The organism is Edaphobacter acidisoli (genome assembly GCF_014642855.1).
In the GTDB taxonomy this organism is placed as follows: domain Bacteria; phylum Acidobacteriota; class Terriglobia; order Terriglobales; family Acidobacteriaceae; genus Edaphobacter; species Edaphobacter acidisoli.
Window position 1 is genome coordinate 1,829,800 of the sequence record NZ_BMJB01000001.1, and the last position, 21,421, is coordinate 1,851,220.

The 21,421-nt window shown below is 59.7% G+C and carries 17 protein-coding genes and 1 other RNA gene; 8 read left to right on the forward strand and 10 right to left on the reverse strand.

Features of this window, described 5'->3' with window-relative positions; translation table 11 throughout:
- The first annotated feature begins 2 nt into the window (after positions 1–2).
- Complete coding sequence (locus IEX36_RS07395) at positions 3–278, forward strand: hypothetical protein (RefSeq protein ID WP_188758614.1); 276 nt, start codon at positions 3–5, stop codon at positions 276–278.
- Between the two features lie 149 nt (positions 279–427).
- Here the strand turns inward: IEX36_RS07395 and tnpA are convergent, their stop codons facing one another.
- Positions 428–880 (reverse strand): IS200/IS605 family transposase, encoded by a 453-nt coding sequence (gene tnpA / locus IEX36_RS07400; RefSeq protein WP_188758616.1) that lies wholly within the window; start codon positions 878–880, stop codon positions 428–430.
- Here tnpA and IEX36_RS07405 point away from each other — a divergent pair.
- From IEX36_RS07405 to IEX36_RS07425, 5 genes are all read left to right on the forward strand, one after another.
- On the forward strand, positions 848–1,474 hold the full coding sequence (locus tag IEX36_RS07405) for a hypothetical protein (protein WP_188758618.1): 627 nt from the start codon (positions 848–850) through the stop codon (positions 1,472–1,474). The two genes, tnpA and IEX36_RS07405, sit on opposite strands and share 33 nt — an antisense overlap.
- Before the next feature lie 25 nt (positions 1,475–1,499).
- Complete coding sequence (ilvN, locus tag IEX36_RS07410) at positions 1,500–2,126, forward strand: acetolactate synthase small subunit (protein WP_188758623.1); 627 nt, start codon at positions 1,500–1,502, stop codon at positions 2,124–2,126.
- A 142-nt stretch (positions 2,127–2,268) separates the two neighbouring features.
- Positions 2,269–3,294 carry a ketol-acid reductoisomerase gene (ilvC, locus tag IEX36_RS07415; RefSeq protein WP_188758625.1) on the forward strand — a complete coding sequence of 342 codons (1,026 nt, stop codon included), beginning with the start codon at positions 2,269–2,271 and terminating at the stop codon, positions 3,292–3,294.
- A 109-nt stretch (positions 3,295–3,403) separates the two neighbouring features.
- Positions 3,404–4,951, forward strand: a complete 1,548-nt coding sequence (locus tag IEX36_RS07420) for a sensor histidine kinase (RefSeq protein WP_229668782.1) — start codon at positions 3,404–3,406, stop codon at positions 4,949–4,951.
- Between the two features lie 444 nt (positions 4,952–5,395).
- The gene (locus IEX36_RS07425) at positions 5,396–8,245 is read left to right on the forward strand and encodes a TonB-dependent receptor (RefSeq protein ID WP_308422284.1); all 2,850 of its coding nucleotides are present in this window, start codon (positions 5,396–5,398) and stop codon (positions 8,243–8,245) included.
- Positions 8,246–8,326: 81 nt separating this feature from the next.
- On the opposite strand, the gene rimO is transcribed toward IEX36_RS07425, so the two are convergent.
- Genes rimO through IEX36_RS07445 form a run of 4 tightly spaced genes read right to left on the reverse strand, consistent with a single transcriptional unit; the run spans position 8,327 to position 13,002 of the window.
- Entirely contained in the window at positions 8,327–9,931 is a 1,605-nt protein-coding gene (gene rimO / locus IEX36_RS07430) for a 30S ribosomal protein S12 methylthiotransferase RimO (RefSeq protein WP_188758627.1), read from the reverse strand.
- Between the two features lie 49 nt (positions 9,932–9,980).
- Entirely contained in the window at positions 9,981–11,114 is a 1,134-nt protein-coding gene (locus IEX36_RS07435) for an FUSC family protein (protein ID WP_188758629.1), read from the reverse strand.
- A 22-nt stretch (positions 11,115–11,136) separates the two neighbouring features.
- Positions 11,137–11,898, reverse strand: coding sequence for a bestrophin-like domain (locus tag IEX36_RS07440; RefSeq protein WP_188758631.1), 762 nt, complete (start codon positions 11,896–11,898; stop codon positions 11,137–11,139).
- A 54-nt stretch (positions 11,899–11,952) separates the two neighbouring features.
- Entirely contained in the window at positions 11,953–13,002 is a 1,050-nt protein-coding gene (locus IEX36_RS07445) for a pectinesterase family protein (protein ID WP_188758632.1), read from the reverse strand.
- Positions 13,003–13,152: 150 nt separating this feature from the next.
- On the opposite strand from IEX36_RS07445, the gene ffs reads away from it, so the two are divergent.
- Together ffs and IEX36_RS07455 are read left to right on the forward strand one after the other, a co-directional pair.
- Positions 13,153–13,250: signal recognition particle sRNA small type (gene ffs / locus IEX36_RS07450), an RNA gene on the forward strand.
- A 223-nt stretch (positions 13,251–13,473) separates the two neighbouring features.
- Entirely contained in the window at positions 13,474–14,490 is a 1,017-nt protein-coding gene (locus tag IEX36_RS07455; protein ID WP_188758634.1) for a beta-ketoacyl-ACP synthase III, read from the forward strand.
- A gap of 263 nt (positions 14,491–14,753) precedes the next feature.
- Here IEX36_RS07455 and IEX36_RS07460 read toward each other — a convergent pair whose 3' ends face one another.
- The 5 genes from IEX36_RS07460 to IEX36_RS07480 form a co-directional block, all read right to left on the reverse strand.
- Positions 14,754–15,038, reverse strand: a complete 285-nt coding sequence (locus tag IEX36_RS07460; protein WP_188758636.1) for a DUF427 domain-containing protein — start codon at positions 15,036–15,038, stop codon at positions 14,754–14,756.
- 143 nt (positions 15,039–15,181) lie between these two features.
- Positions 15,182–15,607: a DUF4760 domain-containing protein gene (locus tag IEX36_RS07465; RefSeq protein WP_188758638.1), complete on the reverse strand. Its 426-nt coding sequence runs from the start codon at positions 15,605–15,607 to the stop codon at positions 15,182–15,184.
- A gap of 14 nt (positions 15,608–15,621) precedes the next feature.
- Positions 15,622–18,483 carry a type I DNA topoisomerase gene (topA, locus tag IEX36_RS07470; protein WP_188758640.1) on the reverse strand — a complete coding sequence of 954 codons (2,862 nt, stop codon included), beginning with the start codon at positions 18,481–18,483 and terminating at the stop codon, positions 15,622–15,624.
- Positions 18,484–18,917: 434 nt separating this feature from the next.
- The gene (dprA, locus tag IEX36_RS07475) at positions 18,918–20,081 is read right to left on the reverse strand and encodes a DNA-processing protein DprA (RefSeq protein WP_188758641.1); all 1,164 of its coding nucleotides are present in this window, start codon (positions 20,079–20,081) and stop codon (positions 18,918–18,920) included.
- Between the two features lie 56 nt (positions 20,082–20,137).
- Positions 20,138–21,370: a hypothetical protein gene (locus IEX36_RS07480; RefSeq protein WP_188758643.1), complete on the reverse strand. Its 1,233-nt coding sequence runs from the start codon at positions 21,368–21,370 to the stop codon at positions 20,138–20,140.
- Positions 21,371–21,421 lie beyond the last annotated feature (51 nt).

The following is a 21,421-nucleotide window of genomic DNA, read 5'->3' on the forward strand; positions in this document are numbered from 1 at the left end:
CCATGCACATCATCAAATCACAACTCGGCCGGGCTGCATTTATTGGCACAGCTTCCTGTGCCTCTATTGCAGTGATAGCTTCTGTCGTACCGATCAGCAAGGTTGGTATGGTTTTGCTGCCGGGTGCACTCGTTGCAGCTTTGTTTTTTCCTGAAGGCATTGAGTCGAATCATGGATGGGCATTCCTAATCCTCGCAGCATTTTTCGATTGCGTACTATTCGCCTTGATTGCTTTATTTTTCATTCGTCTACGCGCAAAATCGTCAATCGACCGTTGACAAGGGTTTCCATGCAAAACACAATCACATCTCAATCGGTCAACCACCACAAGCGCCAAAGGCGCGCCTCATACCAGCCTAGGGCGAAGCCCTAGGTAAACGACAATGCAAACTCCGGAGGGCTGAAGGCCCGACTCATAGATGCCGGACTAATCCCAAACATATCGCTCATCAAACTCAACACCATACCGCTTCAGAAACGCACGCATCTCATCCTGAAACGAACGCTTACGATGATGCTCCTCTTGCCCAGCGATGTACTCGACCAACGCGCCCAAATCCGTAGGCCCTACAGAAAATGCCGCGTATCCTCGCTGCCAGGCAAATTTCTTCAACTCGGGCGCCTGCATCTTAATCCATTGCGACGAAACGGATTTCAACTGCTTCACCAACTCCGCAACATTCGTCGTCCGCGACAGACGCAAAGCGATGTGAACATGGTCTGCAACTCCACCAACCCGGAAACATTCGCACCCGGCATCACGGGCAACCGTGGCAAGGTACGCATGAAGGGCAGGGCGGACATCCGCATTGATGAAAGGCCAGCGATCTTTTGTACTGAAGACCAGATGCACCAGAACAAAGGCGAACGATTGGGGCATTCCGCCGATTATAAATCGGGCCTTCAGGGCCTTCAGCACAATACCTGGGGCTTCACCCCAGGCTGGTATAAAGCCGCGCCGTTGGCGCTTACCCTGGCCCTCGCAACATCCGGCTGCGCCCAATCAACACATTCATCGACACCAGCCACTCCGGCCACGCCACACAAATTCACATCGCAATCACCGACAAAATCCACACAACCCCAAATCCAAATCCTCATCCTCAACGCCAAGACCAACCACCCCATCACCGACGAAAGACTCAACGTCGCCCTGAAGCAAGACCAGATCGGCTCCGTCGCCATGCCCACCGACAAACACGGCATCATCGAAGTCGACACCGGCGACGCGACCATCCTCCGCATCCTCGCGAACATGTACGCCGACTGCCGCCCGCGCGCCGAGCTCTACACCAACTACTCCATCGACGAGATCCGCACGAACGGCATCACCACCGGCAACCTCTGCAGCGCCGCGCATCCAAAGCCACAACCAGGCGAACTGATCCTCTTCGAGATCCCCAAGACCTACGTCCCAAAGAATCCCAACGCACCCATCACGCACCTGCCGCACTCCGACGAGTACCCAAACTAAACCCTAACCTAACCCCTGAGGCCTTATGCTCCACACCTTCGTAGCCCTCGTAGACGACAAACCCGGCGTCCTCACGCGCGTCGCCTCGCTCTTCCGCCGCCTCAGCATCAACATCGTCTCGCTCACCGTCGGCGAGAGCGAACACCCCGACACCTCGCGCATGACCATCGTCTGCGAGGCCCCCGAGCACGCCGCCGACCGCATCCGCGCCTCGCTCTACAAGCTCGAGATCACCCGCCACGTCGACGAGGTCGGCCGCAGCGAAGCCGTCATCCGCGAGCTCTGCCTCATCAAGGTCGCAGCCGGTCCCAACGAGCCCAACGGCCTGCACTCGCGCTCACAAATATTCGAGCTGGCCAACGTCTTCCGCGCCCGCGTCGTCGATCTCGCGCCCGACTCCATCATGCTCGAGATGACCGGCAGCTCCAGCAAGATCGAAGGCCTCATCCAGGTCCTGCGCGAATCCGGCTACACCATCCTCGAAGTCTCCCGCACCGGACGCATGGCGATGCGCCGCGGCCACCACACCAGCCGCGTCCTCAAAGCCCTCGGCACACCCAACGGCGACGCCGAACCCGCACACCCATCCCGACGCAAAACCGACATCATCCCCAACCAGTTCCCAAACGTCCACGAAGAAGAAGCCGACTGACACGCTATAACTTCAACCGCAGAGAATTGATAGACTCTAACTGAACCCCAAATTGCAGGATTAACCCGCAGCGACCTCATCGCACCGAGCCGTCCAACTCGCTGACCCGCTGACTCGCTGACTCGCTAAGGAAAGAAGAACAATGGCAAAGGCATACCACGATCAAGACGCAGACCTCTCCCTCATCCAGGCGAAAAAAGTCGCCATCATCGGCTACGGCTCTCAGGGCCACGCCCACGCGCTCAACCTCAAGGACTCCGGCGTCGACGTCCGCGTAGGCCTGCGCCCCGACTCCGCCAACGCCGACCGCGCCCGCAAAGCAGGCCTCCAGGTCGGCACTGTCGCCGAAGTGTCCAAGTGGGCCGACGTCATCATGAACCTCACGCCCGACCAGACCGCCGCGAAGGTCTATCACGCCGACATCGAGCCCAACCTCGCTCCCGGCAAGACCCTCATGTTCGCGCACGGCTTCAACATCCGCTTCCGCACCATCAATCCGCCCGCAGGCGTTGACGTCTCGATGGTCGCGCCCAAGGCCCCCGGCCACCGCGTCCGCGAGGTCTTCACCGAAGGCGGCGGCGTACCCGGCCTCGTCGCCGTCGAGCAGGACGCCAGCGGCAACGCGCTCGCACTCGCCCTCAGCTACGCCAAGGGCATCGGCTGCACCCGCGCCGGCGTGCTCGAGACCACCTTCACCGAAGAGACCGAGACCGACCTCTTCGGCGAACAGGCCGTCCTCTGCGGCGGCACCAGCGCGCTCGTCAAGGCAGGCTTTGAGACCCTCGTCGAGGCCGGCTACCAGCCCGAGCTCGCCTACTTCGAGGTCCTCCACGAGCTCAAGCTCATCGTCGACCTCATGTACCGTGGCGGCCTCGAATACATGCGCTACTCCATCTCCGACACCGCCGAGTGGGGCGACTACGTCACCGGCCCACGCATCGTCACCGCCGAAACCAAGAAGGCCATGAAGGACGTCCTCTCCGACATCCAGAGCGGCAAGTTCGCCGAGCGCTTCATCGCCGACCAGAACTCCGGCCGCAAGGAATTCGAAGCCTTCCGCGCCAAGGAGCGTGGCCATCAGATCGAGAAAGTCGGGGCCGACCTTCGCAAGTCGATGCCGTTCCTCGATCCCGTCGTCGTCAAGGATGGAGCTGTAGTTAAGGCCTGACCACTTTGTTCAGGTAAACTACATTTATCCAAAACTGCGGACGGCGGCATCCTCTCGGGTGTCGCCGTCTTCGTTCTCCACAGCGAACCAGCGGCACCGATGTCACGTATTGTCCTCTAGCACCGTCAACCAGTTGCATGGTCCAGTAAGGAGGCCCGCGATCGCCACCACAGGTAGCTTCGAAGCCACACTCCCCCCTCTGCCCGAGACGACAGTCTTTGCCGGTCCGCCCGCCGCTCCCACGCCGGTCGCAGAGATCGTAGCCGCGCTCCGCACCATCGTCCAGCTCGAAGGCCTCACCGAGACCGAATACACCTGGCTCGCCACCCACGGCACCGAGCGCATCGGCGACGACCGCGCCCTGCTCTTCCGCGAAAACGACCCAGCCGACAGCATGGTCTTCCTGCTCAAGGGCGAAGTTCACGTGCGCCGCCGCAAGACCGGGCCCATGGCGCTCTTCATCGGCCGCGCCGGACAGATGACCGGCAAGCTTCCCTTCTCGCGCATGAAAAACTACGGCGGAGATGGCTACGCATCCGGCCCCGTCTGGGCGCTCGACATCCACGAGTCACTCTTCCCTGCAATGCTCGAAGCCATCCCGTCGATGGCACAGCGCTGCGTCTCCCACCTGCTCGACCGCGTCCGCGAAGTCACGCGCATGGAGCAGCAGGCCGAAAAACTTAGCGCCCTCGGCAAGCTCGCAGCCAACCTCGCCCACGAGCTCAACAATCCAGCCTCCGCCGCGCAGCGCTCCGCCGCCTCGCTCTTCGGCGAGCTGCGCGAGTACGGCGAGCAGAAGTACCGCCTCGGCAACCTCTGTCTCACCGAAGAAGAGACGCGGAGCTACAAGAACTGGGTCCGCGACACACGCATCCGCATGTCCGCATACTCCAGCACCTGTAAAGCCCCACACAGTCCGCTCGCCCTCACCGACCGCGAGGAGATGATCACCCGCTGGCTCGAACAGCACCACATCCCCAGCCCGTGGTCCATCGCTCCGGCACTGGCAGAGACCTCGCTGCCCATCGACCGGCTCGACGAGCTCGCCGCCGTCATCAAGCCCGACATTCTCCCCGTCGCCGTCGCCACCGTCGCCAGCTCCCTACGCGTCGAGCGCATGGCCGAAACCGTCGTCGACTCCACCGTCCGCATCTTCGACCTCATCAGCGCCATCAAGGACTACTCCTACATGGACCAGGCGCCCATCCAGGACGTAGACCTCGCGCAGTCGCTCGAAAACACGCTGGTCATGTTCAACTCGCGCCTCAACGACATCGTCGTCGAAACCGACTTCGATCCCACACTCCCGCCGGTCAGCGCCTACGGCAGCGAGCTCAACCAGGTCTGGACCGCCCTGATCGAAAACGCGCTCGACGCCATGAACGACAGCGGCACGCTCCGTCTCTGTACCAAACTCACCGGCCAGTTCGCGCTGGTCGAGGTGTGGAACTCCGGCCCGGAGATCGACCCGGCCATCCGCTCCCGCATCTTCGAGCCCTTCTTCACCACCAAAGCCCCCGGCCGTGGCCTGGGACTCGGCCTCGACACCGCACAACGCATTGTCAGCAAACACTCCGGCTTCGTCTCCGTCGAATCCAAACCCGGAGCTACCTGCTTCCAGGTGCGCCTGCCACTCGACCGAGCCGAAGCATATTGACAGTGCTTTCAATAGCTTGCGAAGGAAGCTACATCATATCCTTCGCAGGCCGTGCTGCCCTCTCAATTCCGCTATCATAGAAAAGGCATGACCACGCTGGGAGCAAAACCGGGTTCGCGAAGCACATGGCGCCTGCTGCTGGCGTTCCTGTGCATTGCTCTGGTTATTGTTCTTGGAACAGTTCAGGTTGCCCACTCGCACCCTGACCGTCTCTTCCATGCCGACTGCGCACTTTGCATCACGGCACACGTTGCCGTCCACGCAACTGTCCCGCCCGTCACGCTCCGTGTCACTCACGTTGAGTCCTTCGTTGAGGCCCTGGTTCTGCCATCCCGGCAAAGGACCATCCAGACATTTGCCCTCTTCACCCGCCCCCCGCCTGTCGACGCACCCCTCGCGTAAAAACCATCGACAACACAGGCTGAACACCCAAAAGGGGGCAATATGCACGCATCTGTGCACTTATTCGCACGCTCGTATTTCAAGCGTATTTCGGACGCTCGTGCGTCCTATTCGACTTCACACAACTCCGCTTCGCAAGCCTGCGAGCGGAAGGAAAACCATCTTGCCAGTAACCACCTGCGTTCTGTAGCCGCGCTGGTAGCAATGCTTTTTCTTTTCTTCAGTGCGCAGGTATTCGCAGCTCAAACTGCGGGCAATGCCGGTACGCTGTCCGGTACAGTCACCGACCCTACAGGCGCCATTCTGCCAGGAGCCTCCGTAACCATTCGGAACGTCGTCAGCGGCTACGACCAGACAACCGTCTCCGACAGCTCGGGCCATTATCAGTTCACAAATGTACCGTTCAATCCCTACCGCATGGTGGTCTCAGCGCAGGGATTTGCAGGGGTCACGCAGGATGTGGACATACGCACATCCGTCCCCCTCACAGTAAACATTGCGTTGCAGGTGGGCGCAGCTTCAACTGAAGTGACCGTAACGGGGAGCCCGTTGACAGAGGCCGACTCGACCTTCCATACAGACCTTGACCGCTCCGCATTCCAGAAGCTGCCACTCGAAAGTCAGTCTTCATCGCTGAGCTCGCTGGTGACGCTATCGTCACCGGGTGTTACAGCCGACTCGAACGGCCTCTTCCACGGCCTCGGCGACCACGCATCGAATTCATTCTCCATCGACGGCCAGCCGGTCACCGACCAGCAGAGCAAAGTCTTCTCCAATCAGATCCCATCCAATTCCATCCAGTCGATCCAGGTGATTGCAGGCGCTCCACCCGCGGAGTTCGGCGACAAGACCAGCCTGGTCATCCAGGTGACGACCCGCTCCGGACAAGGCGTAACCCATCCCACAGGCAGCGTCACCACCTCGTATGGAACGTTCGGCTCATCGACCGGAGGCTTTGACCTAAGCTACGGCGGCGAAAAGTGGGGAAACTTCACCGAAGCCGACGGCCTCAACACCGGACGCTTTCTCGATCCCCCCGAGTTCACTGTCTTTCACGACAAGGGCAACGAAGAGAACTTCTTCGACCGCATCGACCGTCAGTTCAACGATGCCGACTCCGTGCATCTGAACCTGGGCTTCACGCGCTCATGGTTCCAGACACCAAATGCCTATGACAACCTGAACGTGACAAACGTAGTGAGTGGCGGCACTGGCAGCAACCCGGTCTTCGCAAACGTCGGCAACACCGACCAGCGTTCGCAGATCAAAACCTTCAACATCGCCCCGGAATATACGCACATCATCAACGACAGCGCCGTCTTCAACTTCGGCCCATATATCCGCCGCGACGCCTACAACTACTACCCCAGCAACAACCCACTCGCCGACCTCGGCCCCATCCAGCAGCAATCCATCAGCCAGAACCGCACCCTCACCAACTTCGGTTTCCATACGGATCTCTCGTATGTGAAGGGCATCCACACCATGAAGTTCGGCGGAGTATACGAACAGACGCTTCTGCGCGAGCACGACAACCTCGGACTGATCTCCGCAACGTTCAACGCGCCATGCGTGGACATAACCGGAGCAGCCGTGGCTGGCTACACCGATCCATCGCAATGCGCTGCAGTAGGGCTCGTGCCGAACGGGAATTTTCTCCCCGTACTGTCGCCGTACGATCTGACCCGCAACGGCAGCATCTACAGCTTCTTCGGCCATACCGATGTCAAAGAAATTGCGATGTATGCCGAAGACCAGATTAAGACCGGAGACTGGTTATTCAGCCTGGGCGTTCGCGGCGACCTCTACAACGGACTGACCGTAGCGCGCCAGGCCGAGCCTCGACTCGGCGTTGCCTACACCGTAAGGCCGACGAACACGGTGCTGCGCGCCTCCTATGCCCGCACACTCGAAACGCCGTTCAACGAAAACCTCGTCCTCTCCAGCACAGGCTGCACCAACGAAGTCCTGAATCCGCTGCTGCTGTGCTCGCCAGGAGCAACCGGCGCGCTCAATCCCGGCTTCCGCAACGAATTCCACGCCGGCCTCCAGCAATCCATCGGCAAACATTTCGTCCTCAGCGGCGAGTACATCTGGAAGTACACGCACAACGGCTACGACTTCAGCGTGCTCGGCAATACCCCGATCACGTTCCCGATCGAATGGCACAACTCGAAGATTCCCGGCTTCGCACTGCGCGCCGACGTGCCCAACTACCACAACTTCTCGGCATTCGTCGTCATGTCATCCGTAGCTGCGCGCTTCTTCCCGCCGCAGGCTGGCGGAGCAGGCGCAACAGTCGGCGGCAGCGGCTATCCCTTCCGCATCGACCACGACGAGCGCTTCAACGAGTCCACGCACGTGCAGTATCAACTGCCCTTCAAGCGTGGTCCGTGGATGGGCTTCAACTGGAGGTATGACAGCGGCCTGGTCGCCGGCTCGGTTCCCTGCTTCAACGCAACCGGCGATCCGAACACAAGCTGCGGCAGCGCCACCATGCCCGACGGAACCCCCGCAATCAATCTGGGCAACCTGACGGCTGATCAGGAATTCCAGGCAGGACTCGCCTGCAACGGCGTTCGCGCAACCCCAACCAGCGCTCTCCCAACACTGTGCCCAGCCACGGAACTCACCTCAAACCTCGTCAAAATCCCCGCGCCAAACACAGAGAACGACGACAAGAACCCGCCGCGCATCCAACCGCGCAACCTCTTCGATATGTCGCTCGGCGAAGACAATCTCTTCGGGGGCGACAAATACAAATGGAGCTTGCGCCTCACGGCAGTCAACATCACCAACAAATACGCACTCTACAACTTCCTCTCAACCTTCAGCGGCACGCACTACGTCACGCCACGCGCAATGACGGCAGAAGTAGGCTTCCACTTCTAATGCAAGCATCGCAACGCCCCACTCATGCGCAACATATCGCAGCATGAGTGGGGCGTTTCTTTTGGGCTATAAAAGCGAGAGCTATTCGATGATGCGCGCAACGACATCATAGTCGTGCGACTCAGTAATCTCGGCGCGATAGAACGTCCCAGGCACCAGCGTCTCATGCGGACCAAAGTCATTGATGAACACCTTGCCATCAATCTCCGGCGCATGCAGCATAGTCCGGCCCTCCCACAGAAGCTCCGTCTCTTCCGACTCGCCTTCGATCAGCAGGTCAAACTCACGCCCAACCCACTCCGCCTTAGCCTCTGCGCTGATCTTCTGTTGAAGCTTCATCAGCTTCCGCCGTCGCGCCTCAATCGTGCGGCGCGGCACCTTCAACTCCTCCGCCAAACCAAACGCTGCCGAACCTTCTTCATCCGAGTAGGTAAAGACACCAAGCCAGTCGATCTTCGCCGCACGCACAAAGTCCTCAAGCTGTTTGTAGTCCTCTTCCGTCTCGCCCGGAAAGCCCACAATAAACGTCGTGCGCAGAACAATCCCAGGCACAATAGCGCGCGCCTTCTCAATCAGCTTCAGGAAGTGCTCCGGCGTACCTCCACGCTTCATGCGCTTCAGCACCGAAGGGCTCGCATGTTGCAGCGGCACATCCAGATACTTCGCAATGTTGTCATGCCGCGCAATCGTCTCCAGCAGCCGCGTCGTCACCTTGTTCGGATACGCATAGAGAAACCGCAGCCAGCGCAACCCAGGCAGCGCAGCCACAGCTTCAAGAAGCTGCGCGAGCCCGTCAGTTAAACCAAGATCCTCGCCATAGCAGGTCGTGTCCTGCCCAATCAGCGTAATCTCACGCACACCCTGCGCAATCAAATTCTCCGCCTCCGCAACAATCGAAGACATCCGCCGTGAGCGAAACTTCCCGCGCAGTTGCGGAATAATGCAGAAGCCGCAAGGATGGTCGCACCCTTCAGCAATCTTGATGTAAGCACTCGCGCGCGGTGTCGAAAGAATACGCGGCGTCGCATCCGAATAGAGATACTCGGGCAGCATAGCCGAAGCCCCATCCCACGCAGCACGAGAGAAGCGTCCCGCTCGTTCCCGTGCATCGCCCTCCGCACGCGATGGCACAGCAGCCGCGCTCTCCGCCTCCAGCTGCGCGCCAACCTCCGTCGGGTGCGAGTGCTGATGCACAGCGCTCGCCGCGCGGCTCACCATCGACTGCGGCAAAATATTGAACGGCGAATCCGCCGCAGCCGCAGGCACAGGATTCAGCCCGGCAGCTGCAAGAATCGACTCCAGCTCGCCCGTCCCAACCACCGCATCGACCTCGGGAATATTCTTCCGAATCTCATCGCGATACCGCTCAACCAGACACCCCGCCACGATCAACCGCTGCGCACGCCCGCCGTTCTGCTGCTTATGCTGGACCATCTCCAGAATCGTATTCACCGACTCCTGCTTGGCCGAGTCGATAAAGCTGCACGTATTGACCACGATGATCTCCGCATCATCCGCCGCAGCTGTCAGCTCCGCGCCCGCATGATGCAGCATGCCCATCATCACCTCGGAATCAACGAGGTTCTTCGGGCAGCCAAGCGAGACAAAGCCAATCTTCGGACGCGCGGAGGCCGCACTTGCGGCGTCAGGAGCGCCGGTCTCTTCAGTTGTCGCAGGAGGGGTCACAGACCTCTATTTTAGCAATTTTCCAGCAGTTTTCGGCGCTAAACCGCACTCATTCAGACAAAACCGCAGCCCGCTCGCGCTTACGCAAACGGCGAATGGCGTCCAGATGAATCACCAGCGCAATCACCCCGCCGGCAACGGTGCAATACGCGCGGCGATAAGCAATCACCGGCCCCGGCAAAGCATTCAGCGAAAGTAGAAACACGATGTACGAGGTCAGAAACAGCGTATACAGGCCATAATTCACCGTATTCGTCGTATAGGCCCAGAACGCAAAGAACGTCGCCAGCCCCGCCAGATAAAGCGGATTCGGATGAATGTGTACAAGAAAGATGGTGCCAATCACCGCACCAGCCAGCGTCCCACCCACGCGCAGCAGCGCCCGCGCAAGCGTCTCGGAAAAAGCAGGCTTCAAGACCAGCAGCGCAGTCATCGGAATCCAGTACCCGCTCTGCACGTCAAGATAGCGGTACACCTCCGCAGCAATCGCGATCGTCAGCAGCATGCGAAGAGCAAAAGGGAACGTAGGAATCTTCAGCAGCGCATCAGGCAGCGTCCGCAGCCGCAGATACGCACGATACCGCGCCCGCCCGCTGCTGAGCAGCCCGCCAATCTCTTCGCTCCCAGCCTCAGCGATTGCGCTCAGGTCCGAGGCCAGCTCCGGCAGCAGCCGCAGACACACGCTCGTGATGAGTATCTGCAACATGCCGCCCGCAAGAATCAGCAGCGCCCGCATTAGCGCACCATGCAGGTTCGCCGGAAACGCAGAGCTGACGAACAAAGTAATCGCAGCCTGCTGCCCCACCCAACTGACGCCCGCCGCCCGCGCCGTAAGAATCGCATACACAAATCCCCACAACGATGCGGTCAGAACAAGCAGCACGCCGTGATGCCCAATCAGCATCCCAATCAACGTCGAAAGAAACATCGCGCCGGTCGCAGCAAGCATCGGCCAAAGACGCGAGTCCGCAATCCGCTGGTTGATGCCAAAACCAATCGTGAAAGCTCCGCCACCTGCAATCAACCCCGCGGACGGATGACCAACCAAAGCCCCGATGAACAGGCAGCAGCCCACCGCAACCATGCCGATCAGCGAAGTGCTGAAGCGAAACTGGTTCCAGTCAAACGTATAGATGTCGGCGAGATACCCCCGCCGAACAGCCGAATTGGGAACAGTTGCCATCGCTGCTGATAGGATGCCGGTCCTACTTCATCGAGTCGCGCACATCCAGCAGCACCTGGTTCCTTGTCGTAAGCCGTATAAACCCGCGCCGCGGATACTCTATCTCAAGCGTCGCATAGATCGTAAACGACACGATGAACGCAAAGCCCACCAGGTAGACAAGGCTCCGTTTCTGCCCAACCATGCCATATCCTGCCAGCAGCGCGCACGCGCAGCTCAAAACGAACAGCAGAAAATAAACAATCCCCGGCGGATGCATCTCAAAAGCATTCCTGCGCGCCGAAGTAATGTCGATCATCGCATTCAGCGCAGGCAGCAGCAGCTTCGTCGCGTCAGGATTGGCCCCCGGCGAGTTCGCCGCCACCAGCGACCGGCTCCAAATCTCTCCCTGCAAACGCTCGCTCTCCGCGGCAGCCGCAATCGTCTGCGGCGTATCCGGAAGATAGTCGAAGCGATGCGCGCGAATCGTCGTGTACTGTCGAAAGAGTTCGCGCAACTCCGGCTGCGCCGCCGCCGGCAGAAGATCCAGCCGCAGATACGCCGTACCAATATCATTCGCCTCTTCCACAATCAGGTTGCGGTGTGCATCCCACCGCGACACCGCGCCCGAAAACGTGAACGCCAGCAGCAGCCCGAACAGCCCAAACACCGCGCCCTCAATCGCCGGAAAACCCGGCCCTTCAAGCTTGTGGTGTCCAGGCCGCGCGCGAAGACGGCGGCCCGCCTCCAGCAGAACCAGCATGGCAAAGAAGAGCGGAATAGCAAGCGCAGGAGAGAAGGTCATACCTTGCGAGTGAGTTTAGCAAGTCCTGGCGACGCCGCTCCAATTTCAATGCATTCAGGGCAATTTTTTCGCTTCAGCTTCCGAGTTCCAATGATCTGAACCTGCGAGGAAATTCTCAGGCAAGAACTGCTTCGCCTCCGCCGCGCTCAACTGATGCGACCACTTCACCCGCGCCGAAGGATTCGCCCCCGGCCCCGTCGAGTTCGACTCCGCATAGTAAGCAGTCGACTCATTCGACACCCGCCCCCAGTTATTCCAGCCCGCAGGATTCAGGTTCGCAGGCAGCTCCGTATGAATGTAGACCACGCGCGCATACGGACGCCACGGCCGCCCAAGCCCAATCATCCGGTGCGCCGAAGCCGCGCTCTTCGTCCCCGGAGTCCCCGCGCTCATCGGCGGCGCCGACTCGTCAATCGTGCTCGTGACACGGCTATTCAAAATCACATACCCCGTAGCCTGGTCCGCCGCAGTACGCGACTGCGCCGTAACAAACCCCGGCCCATTCGAGTTCAGCGTGTCATCGTCGAACACAGCAGCAGCATTCCCAAAGATGTAATCCACGCCGCCCTCGATATAGTCGTCGACATAATACTGCCGCCCATAATCCGCAAACAGCGTGTCCTGATGCCCAAGAAACCGGCAGTGTTTAAAGATGCTGCGGTCACTCCGGTCCGCAACCGCAACAGCCTGTCCCGTGTTGCCCGCCGCGTTCTCAAACGTCAGGTTGTCCGCCTCAAAGCCCGCTCCATTCACCTCCACCGTCTCAGTAAAAAAAGTCCCACCCGCCTGCTTCGCATTCAGCGAGTTGGTGATGACAGTATCCTCAGGCGACTTCCCCATGCCGACCAGCGTGATGTTCTCATGGTTCTGCGTAACGATGATGCGCTCGTGATAAATCCCCGGCGCAATCTCGATATAAACGCGACCGCCCGGCCCGGCAAACGGATGATGATCCAGCGCATTCTGAATCGTAGGAAACACCGTCACATTCTCATTGCCAGGCGAAACCAGCCGCGCCGAAGGATCGACGCGAACATGAACATCCTGGGCACACGCAGTAACAGCAGCAAGGGCGAGCAAAGCAACAGGCAGGCGAGAGAGCATATCAGCCAGCTTAGCGGCGGCTGTTTCGATTGAGCAAGCTGACGCATGGCGGAAAGTTCCGCAAAGTGGAAGATGCCCCGCGCGCAGCCGTCCACATCACGCTCTCATGCGCGTTTCTGCACAAAGAAAGAGATGATAAACTTATCCGTGTGCCGGGTCCTACGCGACGTAATCCCGCCAACCCCGCCAGGTCCGGAAGGAAGCAACGGTAACGGGCAACTACGGGCGCAGTGGGTCGCCCGGTACATTTTTATCTCCCGCCTTTTCACTCCACATCCAATCCCTTTCACCTGTCATTCTGAGCGCAGCGAATGAATCCCTGTATTCTTCCCCGAAGCGCCAATCATGCTCTACGCAGTCTTAAAAATCACCGACGCGCAAAACACCATCGCGGTAAGATGAATAAGAATTCAACAGCAGCAGGTTTGTATCCTTGTACATGCTCTTGAAAACATTAGAAGAGGTGAGAGTTTGAGTTTGACGTTGAAGCCGCAGACGAGCGTACGGGCGAAGATCAGTTCAGTTGGGGCATACGTTCCACCGCGGTTGTTGACCAACGCGGACCTCGAAAAGATGGTCGAGACCAACGACCAGTGGATCGTCGATCGCACCGGCATCCGCGAGCGGCACCTCGTCGACAAGGGCGTCGCCACCAGCGACCTCGCAGTCGAAGCGGCAAAGAAATGCCTCGCCAAGCGCGGCATCTCCGCCAGCGAGCTTGAAGTCATCATCGTCGCCACCGTCACGCCCGACATGCTCTTCCCCTCCACCGCCTGCCTCGTGCAGGACAAGCTCGGTGCCAAAGGCGCCTGGGGATTCGACCTCTCCGCCGCCTGCTCCGGCTTCCCCTACGCGCTCCAGGTCGGCACCAAGCTCGTCGAAAGCGGCGCGCACAAAAAAGTCCTCGTCATCGGCGCCGACGTCATGAGCTCCATCATCGACTACACCGACCGCGCCACCTGCGTCATCTTCGGCGACGGCGCAGGCGCAGTCCTGCTCGAACCCTGCGCCGAAGGCGAGATCGGCCTCGTCGACTACTGGCACGAGATCGACGGCTCCGGCGCAGTCGCGCTCAACATGCCCGGCGGCGGCAGCCTCAATCCCGCCACCTGCGACACCGTCGAGAAGAAGATGCACTACGTCCACCAGGACGGCCAGGCCGTCTACAAGTTCGCCGTCCGCAAGATGGTCGAAGCCACGGAGACGGTCCTCAATCGCAACGGCGTCACCGGCAAAGAACTCGGCTGCTTCATCCCGCACCAGGCCAACAAGCGCATCATCCTCGCCACAGCCGAGCGGCTCGGCATGCCCGAAAGCTCCGTCATCATCAACATCGACCGCTACGGCAACACGACCGCAGGCACCATCCCACTGGCCATGCAAACCGCACTCGACGAAGGCCGCCTCAAAAAAGGAGACCTGGTCCTGCTGGCAAGCGTAGGCGCAGGCTTCACCGTAGGCGCAACCCTACTCCGCTGGGAGATGTAGCCTGCAAGTGCGGGTACTCCAAGTCTTGTTTTCGAGACATTGGAAATTCAAGCGAAGCTCGAACCGTTCTCCTTCACCCACACCCGTCATCCTGAGCGAAGCGACCGCAGGGAGCGCAGTCGAAGGACCCCGACACCGCCAATCCCACCCATACCCTCCAACCCTTTCAGCCACAACCCTCGACATCTTGACAACCGCACCCACCCAAAAAGCAAAGCGGGAGAGGCCAAGCCTCTCCCGCCAAAATCAAAAACTCAGAAACCTTACTTCGTAACCTCAACCCCACGCCAAAACGCAGTATGGTGTTTCACGCTGCGCGCCGCCGGCTTCGGGTCGGGATAATACCAGGCCGCATCCTGGTTCTCCTGCCCATCCACAACGATCGTGTAATACCGCGCCAGCCCCTTCCACGGGCAGCTTGAGGTCGTCGAGCTAGGCCGCAAAAACTCCCGTTTGACCGTCTCATCCGGAAAGTAAATGTTTCCCTCAACCGTCTCGAAAGTTTCGCTCTCGGCCAGTGTCTGACCATTCCATACTGCCTTTGCCATAGTCGATTACCTGCGTATTTTCAATAACCTGCGGCCATGAATCCACGCTCAGTCAGGCCTGCTTCTACCCTATTTTACCGCATTTGCGGCAAAAACGGTGCACGGCCCCGTTTGGGGCCGTGCATTCTCCCGTTCGGATGGCTCTAAGCCGTTACCGGAGCAGGCCCAAACCGCTCCAGGAAAAACTCATATCGTCTCCTGGCCGAGTCGTATTTATCGATCAGCGCCGCTGTCTGCCTCATGAATGGGTTGTTCGTTTCCTTCTCGCTCTCCGCGTGAAAGTGATGGAATTTGGCATAGAGCAGAATGCCTTCCGCATTCGACGCCAGAAACAGCTCCGGGTCGATCGCGCCAGTGTTCACGAGCGAAGCTGCCATCTCCCAGTAGCTCAACGCCTGCCGCCAGAACACATTTTTGTCAGACTTCGGGTCCCGCGAGACCGCATAAAGCTCCTCATGTGTCTTCGGATTGAACTCAAAGGTCATAAACCGCCGAGCCAGCCGCAGCGACTCCTCCCGCCGCAGGTCATACAACTTCAACACCACTTCCGCATCTGCCGTCGTCGCCATTTGAATCCTTTCGGTTAGGCCACACTCTCCACCACGGCCCGGGTCTTCTCCGGGTCTGGCTTCTCCAGGGCCGGCGCCTTCGCCGGGCCCGCTATCTTCTTCTGGTAACTGCACAGCGGAGTCGTTGGCTCCTCTTCAGGAGCGCCCTTCTTCTTCCGCCGTTTCGGCAGCGCCTCGCGGTTGTTCGGGCAGACCAGGTATGTCCCCTTGTCGTTCGTCACTTCCAGCACATACGCGCTGTCGCACTTCGGACATATCTGATTCACCAGCTTCAGATTCGATGCAAAATCACACTTCGGATAGTTCACGCACCCATAGAACACATCCCCGCGCTTCGTCTTGCGCACGGCAATATCGCCGCCGTCTTTCGGGCACTTCACATCCAGCAGCTCCTGCTTGATGTACTTGCACTTCGGATACCCGCTGCAGCTGATGAACTCACCATACTGCCCATTCCTCAACAGCAGCGGCTTGCCGCACTTCGGACACTTCTCGTCCAACTGCACTGGCGGCTTCTGCTGCACCTTCTGATGCAGCTTGCGAATCGTCTTGCACGGCGGATCGTCGTTATACCCCGGGCACGACATAAACGGCCCCCACGGCCCATTGCGCAGCACCATCGTCCGTCCGCAGTTATCGCACGCCTCTTCCTCCGGTGCCTCATCCGCGCCCGGAGCGCTCAGGTCCGGCTTCGCCGCATAGTTCTCCTTGGTGAAGTCGCAGCTGAACTGCTCCGCCGTCACCTTCTTGCCCAGCGCCATCGCCTCCGTAATCGCGGCCGTCAGCTCCTTCGCGTCGTGCGTCTCCTTCGAAAACTCCGTCACATCCTCCGCCATCGCCTTCACGATAACCGGATAGTGCAGCGCCTTCGTAATCTTCTTGAGCACTGCCTTCGAATCCTTCTTCCACGGCCCAGCCGCCACCGTCATCGGCTTGGTCTTCGTGAAGTTCGAGCACGAATAGAAGCTGCCAAACTTACCCCACTTCAAAATCAGCGGGCTTCCGCACTTGTCGCAGACCTCATCCGTCTTCTGCTCCATGCGCTTCACATCTTCCATGTTCTTGCCCGCGACCTTCAGCTCCTTCTCGAAGTAGTCGTAGAAGCCGTTCAGCAGATCGGTCCAGCGCTCATGCCCTTCTTCCACCGCATCCAGCTCGCCCTCAAGCGTCGCCGTATACGCCGTGTCGAAGATGTACGGAAAGTTCTTCACCAGCAGCTTCGTCACCACCGTGCCGATCTCCGTCGGAATAAACTTCCCCTGAATCTTCTTCACATAATCGCGGTCTTGAATGGTGTTGATGATCGAAGCATACGTCGAAGGCCGCCCGATTCCCTTCTCTTCGAGCGTCTTCACCAGACTCGCTTCGTTGTATCGCGGAGGAGGCTGCGTAAACTTCTGCTCCGGATGCAACTCCGCAAGCCGCAGCGCCTCGCCATCAGCCAACTCCGGCAGCCGGCGATCATCCTCGTCATCACCGTCCGCATCAGCAGGACGAGCCGCAGCCTCAGCCTTCGCCGCCTCTCTCGCTCGCTTGTTCTCTTCCTCAAACTTCAGGTGCCCTTCAAACTTCAGCACACTGCCCGTCGCGCGAAAATCATACTTCAGCTTCGCCGCAGCCACAATGTCCACCGTCGTCTGGTCGAAGATCGCAGGCGTCATCTGGCTCGAAACAAACCGCTGCCAGATCAGCTTGTACAAGCGATACTGCTCGTCCGAAAGATACTTCCGAATCGAATCCGGCGTGTACTTCACGCTCGTCGGACGAATCGCCTCGTGCGCATCCTGCGCCTGCTCCTGCTTCTTGCCCGCATACGTATTCGGCTTCTCCGGCAGATACGCCTTACCCAGCTTGCCGATATACTCCCGAGCCTCTGCAATCGCATCCGGGCTCACACGCGTCGAATCAGTACGCATATACGTGATGAGGCCGACAGTCCCATCCGCGCCAATCTCCACACCCTCATACAGCCGCTGCGCCACACCCATCGTCCGGCGCACATTAAATCCCAGCCGTCCCGCAGCATCCTGCTGCAGCTTGCTCGTCGTATACGGAGCCTTCGGATTATTCCGCCGCTCTTTCTTCTCAACCGAGCGCACGCTCCACTTCGCCACCTTCAGCTCGCGGACAACCTCATCCACAGCCTCCTGGTCCGGCAGCGAGTTGGCAATAAACTGCTCCTTGCCCTCTGCATCCGTGCCATTGGCCACACGCGAAGGCACGCCATTGACGCCGACAAACCGCGCCGTAAACATCTGCTTCCCGCCCGGCTCAAGATCAGCATCGATGTTCCAGTACTCCACCGGATTGAACGCGTTGATCTCCGCCTCGCGCTCCACAATCAAACGCAGCGCAACCGTCTGCACCCGTCCCGCCGAAAGCCCGCGCCGCACCTTGTCCCACAGCAGCGGCGACACCTGATACCCCACCAACCGATCCAGCACACGCCGCGTCTGCTGCGCATCGACGAGGTTCTCGTCCACATCGCGAGCATGGCTGAAGGCCTCCTGCACGGCCTTCTTCGTAATCTCGTTGAACGTCACCCGCCGGACCTTCGACTTGTCCTTCACCACCGGCGTCAGTTGCATCGCCAGGTGCGCGGCAATCGCCTCGCCTTCGCGGTCCGGGTCAGGCGCCAGATACACGCGCTCCGCCTTCGAAGCCAGCTTCTTCAGCCGCTCGACCACCTTCTCCTTGCCCGGAGACACAATCAGCGTCGGCTCGAACGTCCTGTTCTCGAGCTCCACTCCAATGTCGTTCTTCGGCAGGTCCATAATGTGGCCAATCGAGGCCTCCACCGTGTAATCCGAGCCGAGATATTTTCCGATCGTCTTCGCCTTCGCGGGCGACTCCACGATCACCAGTGATTTACTCATTCCGTCCCTTCACAACCAAAACGCTCCGCCCAAGCGAAACGTTCCCTTCACATGCCTGTTACCTTACGGAACCTAACACGGTTCCCGCCGGCGCGTCATCTATATATAGTCCCTGAACTGACGCAACCAGCCCGAAAAGGTCATCCCCCGCCGTCACTTATCCACAGGCTCCCCGATCCTCGCCTGTAGCAGCTAACCAAAACACTGCAGGCAACTTAGCAAATGTTCAGATTCTGTCATCAGCATCTCGGTCTTTACCGGTTACTGTACTCGCTTGAAAATCGACGCCGCTCTGACTCAAATCATTGCCCCAGAACTCACGCCATCCCTGCCGGACGCTCACCGTCCCTCGCAACACGTCATCTCGACCGGAGCGCGCAGCGCGGAGTGGAGAGACCCCTGTATTTCGCTTTCGCCTTTGCGGTCACTCAGCCTCAAAACGCCCGCACATAATTCTTCCCCGGCATCTGTCTCACCCGCCCGGCAAGCTCCAGCTCAAACAACGCCGCAAACACCTCCGAAGACCCCAGCTCCGGCTCCAGCCGTTCCATCAACTCGTCCAACTGCATCGACTCGTCATGCCGCAACACATCAAAAACCTTCTGCTGATGCTCCGGCAGCGGCGGATCGTTAAATAAGGATGCAGCCTCCTTCGGTTTCGATTCACTGCCCCTCGCCGCCTCCAGCTCGTCCTCCAGCCCAATCCGTATCTGCGAAGGCAGGTCTTCCCACACATCCTCCCACGTCGCCGTCAGCTTTGCGCCCTGCTTTATCAACGTGTTAGGACCCCAGGCATTCTTGTTCGTCACGTTGCCCGGAACCGCATACACATCCCGCCCCTGGTCCGCCGCCAGCCGCGCCGTCACCCGTGTCCCGCTGAACTCGGCCGCCTCAATCACCAGCACCCCCACACTCATCCCGCTCAGAATGCGGTTGCGAATCGGAAAGTTCTGCGGCGCAGGAAACGTCCCCATCGGATACTCGCTCACAATCGTCCCGCCACTCGCCACAATCTGCTCGGCCAGCTTCTTGTTCTCCTTCGGATAGATCACATCAATCCCCGTCCCCCACACTGCGACGGTCTTTCCCCCAGCCTCAATCGCACCTTTATGCGCCGCCGTATCCACCCCGCGAGCCATCCCGCTGATAATCGTCAACCGCCGCTGCGCCAGGTCCCGCGCCAGCATCTCCGCCATCCCCGCCCCGTATGGCGTTGGATTCCGCGTGCCCACCACAGCAATCCCCGGCCGCGCCAGCAGCTCCACACTCCCACGCACCCAAAGCACCGCCGGCGGATCGTAGATCGAGCGCAGCCGGTCCGGATAGACCTCATCCTCGAAGGTCACAATCGTCCCACCCGCCTCAGCCACGCGCTCCAGCTCTTTCACCGCCGCAGCCCGCGCCCTGCCATCGAAGAGAAACTGCGCCGACGCACCGGGCATCCCCGCGCCTTCCAGATCGGTCAACGCAGCCTCAAACACCCGCTCCGCTGCGCCCAGCCGCTCGACCGCCTTCCGCGTCCGCGCCGCACCAATCCCCGGCGTCAACGCCAGCGCCATCCACGCCAGCCGATTCAACTCCAACTCTGTCTCAGTCATCCTGCTCTGCTCGACCCAATGAACTCAAAATCTACTCAACAAAAAACCCGACCGCCCTACCAGAAATACGTCGCCTCAATCTTAGGCGTGCCTGGCTGTCCATTAATAATCTGCGTACTCAACACCGCCTCGATGTTCTGCTTGTTCCCCGCCGCGCGAGCGTCGCGTTCAAGCTCGGCAAGGTACGTGGAGTTCGTCAGAAAATCGCCCGCAATCAGCGTGCTGCCCTGCCCAATCCCCGCCACGATCACCTCGATCTGCCCTGTATCCACATCGGTAAACCGCGCCACAATCGCATACTCGCGATAATCGTTGTTCGTCTCCAGCACAGGCCGGTCCGTAAAGTACTGCTTGCCCGTCTGCCCATCCACAATCCACTCTTTATCGAACGATGGATTGTTCCCAAAGTGAAAGCGCAGCGGCTTCGTGAACCGCATCGTCCACACATTATCGAACGCCCCGATAAAGATCGTCGGCGCATTGCGCAGGTCACCCAGCGACGTGTCCTCGGTCCCCTTCATCGCGTATTCCTTGCCATACGCGCGAAACAGCCCGCCCACCTTCACAATCGCCGACAAGTCATCGCTATTCACGTCCCTCATCTGTGTCGGCACTTCAATCTGGTGGTCCGGATTCTGCGCATCCACGGCAACATTCGTCGTCTGCGCCTGGTCCACAATGCACACCAGCGCCGGATTCCCCGCATTCATCACCGGCCCCCAGAAGAAGTCCACCGGCGACGGATGCTCCGTCCTCCAACCCAGCACAAACCCCAGCACCACCAGCGCCGCCACCGCAGCCACCGGAACCCCGAACCACAGCAGAAACCGCCGCGCCCCGTGCACACGCTCGACCGCCCGCACACCCTCACCGTTCAACGCAGCAGAAGCGTCACCATGAGCCTCATGCGCATCCTTCGGCCAGTGAAACTGCGGCACATACGATCCCGCATCGAGCGAGATGCGCAGCTCCGCCTCATGCCCCGGCTCCTGGTAGTACTGAGCAATCCGTTTGCGAATCTCCGCCGCCGTCACCCGCACAATCGGGTCCGAGGCGGTGTCATAGTCCGCCTTCCGTCCGAAGATCTCGACGCCCAGCGTGCGTTCCTTCAGCTCGTCCAGCTCACCCGCCAGCGCCTTGTTCACCACAAAGCGCAGGAACGCCGGAAACCGTCGGCTATGGCTGAAGTGACGATTCGCCAGCATCCGTTCGAGCTGCTGCTCGATCAGCGCGCGGTCAATCTCCCCCGTACTCGTGCCCACATCCGCAGATGGAATCTCCGATGACATAGTCGTTTCATTCGCCGGAAGTATCTTACCCGAGCTTCCGCGCAGCCTGAA

Coding starts and splice junctions, on each gene's coding strand:
- IEX36_RS07395 (WP_188758614.1), top strand. CDS start 3: ATGCACATCATCAAATCACAACTCGGCCGGGCTGCATTTATTGGCACA.
- IEX36_RS07405 (WP_188758618.1), top strand. CDS start 848: ATGCACCAGAACAAAGGCGAACGATTGGGGCATTCCGCCGATTATAAA.
- tnpA (WP_188758616.1), bottom strand. CDS start 880: ATGCCCCAATCGTTCGCCTTTGTTCTGGTGCATCTGGTCTTCAGTACA.
- ilvN (WP_188758623.1), top strand. CDS start 1,500: ATGCTCCACACCTTCGTAGCCCTCGTAGACGACAAACCCGGCGTCCTC.
- ilvC (WP_188758625.1), top strand. CDS start 2,269: ATGGCAAAGGCATACCACGATCAAGACGCAGACCTCTCCCTCATCCAG.
- IEX36_RS07425 (WP_308422284.1), top strand. CDS start 5,396: ATGCACGCATCTGTGCACTTATTCGCACGCTCGTATTTCAAGCGTATT.
- IEX36_RS07435 (WP_188758629.1), bottom strand. CDS start 11,114: ATGGCAACTGTTCCCAATTCGGCTGTTCGGCGGGGGTATCTCGCCGAC.
- IEX36_RS07440 (WP_188758631.1), bottom strand. CDS start 11,898: ATGACCTTCTCTCCTGCGCTTGCTATTCCGCTCTTCTTTGCCATGCTG.
- IEX36_RS07445 (WP_188758632.1), bottom strand. CDS start 13,002: ATGCTCTCTCGCCTGCCTGTTGCTTTGCTCGCCCTTGCTGCTGTTACT.
- IEX36_RS07460 (WP_188758636.1), bottom strand. CDS start 15,038: ATGGCAAAGGCAGTATGGAATGGTCAGACACTGGCCGAGAGCGAAACT.
- IEX36_RS07465 (WP_188758638.1), bottom strand. CDS start 15,607: ATGGCGACGACGGCAGATGCGGAAGTGGTGTTGAAGTTGTATGACCTG.
- topA (WP_188758640.1), bottom strand. CDS start 18,483: ATGAGTAAATCACTGGTGATCGTGGAGTCGCCCGCGAAGGCGAAGACG.
- dprA (WP_188758641.1), bottom strand. CDS start 20,081: ATGACTGAGACAGAGTTGGAGTTGAATCGGCTGGCGTGGATGGCGCTG.
- IEX36_RS07480 (WP_188758643.1), bottom strand. CDS start 21,370: ATGTCATCGGAGATTCCATCTGCGGATGTGGGCACGAGTACGGGGGAG.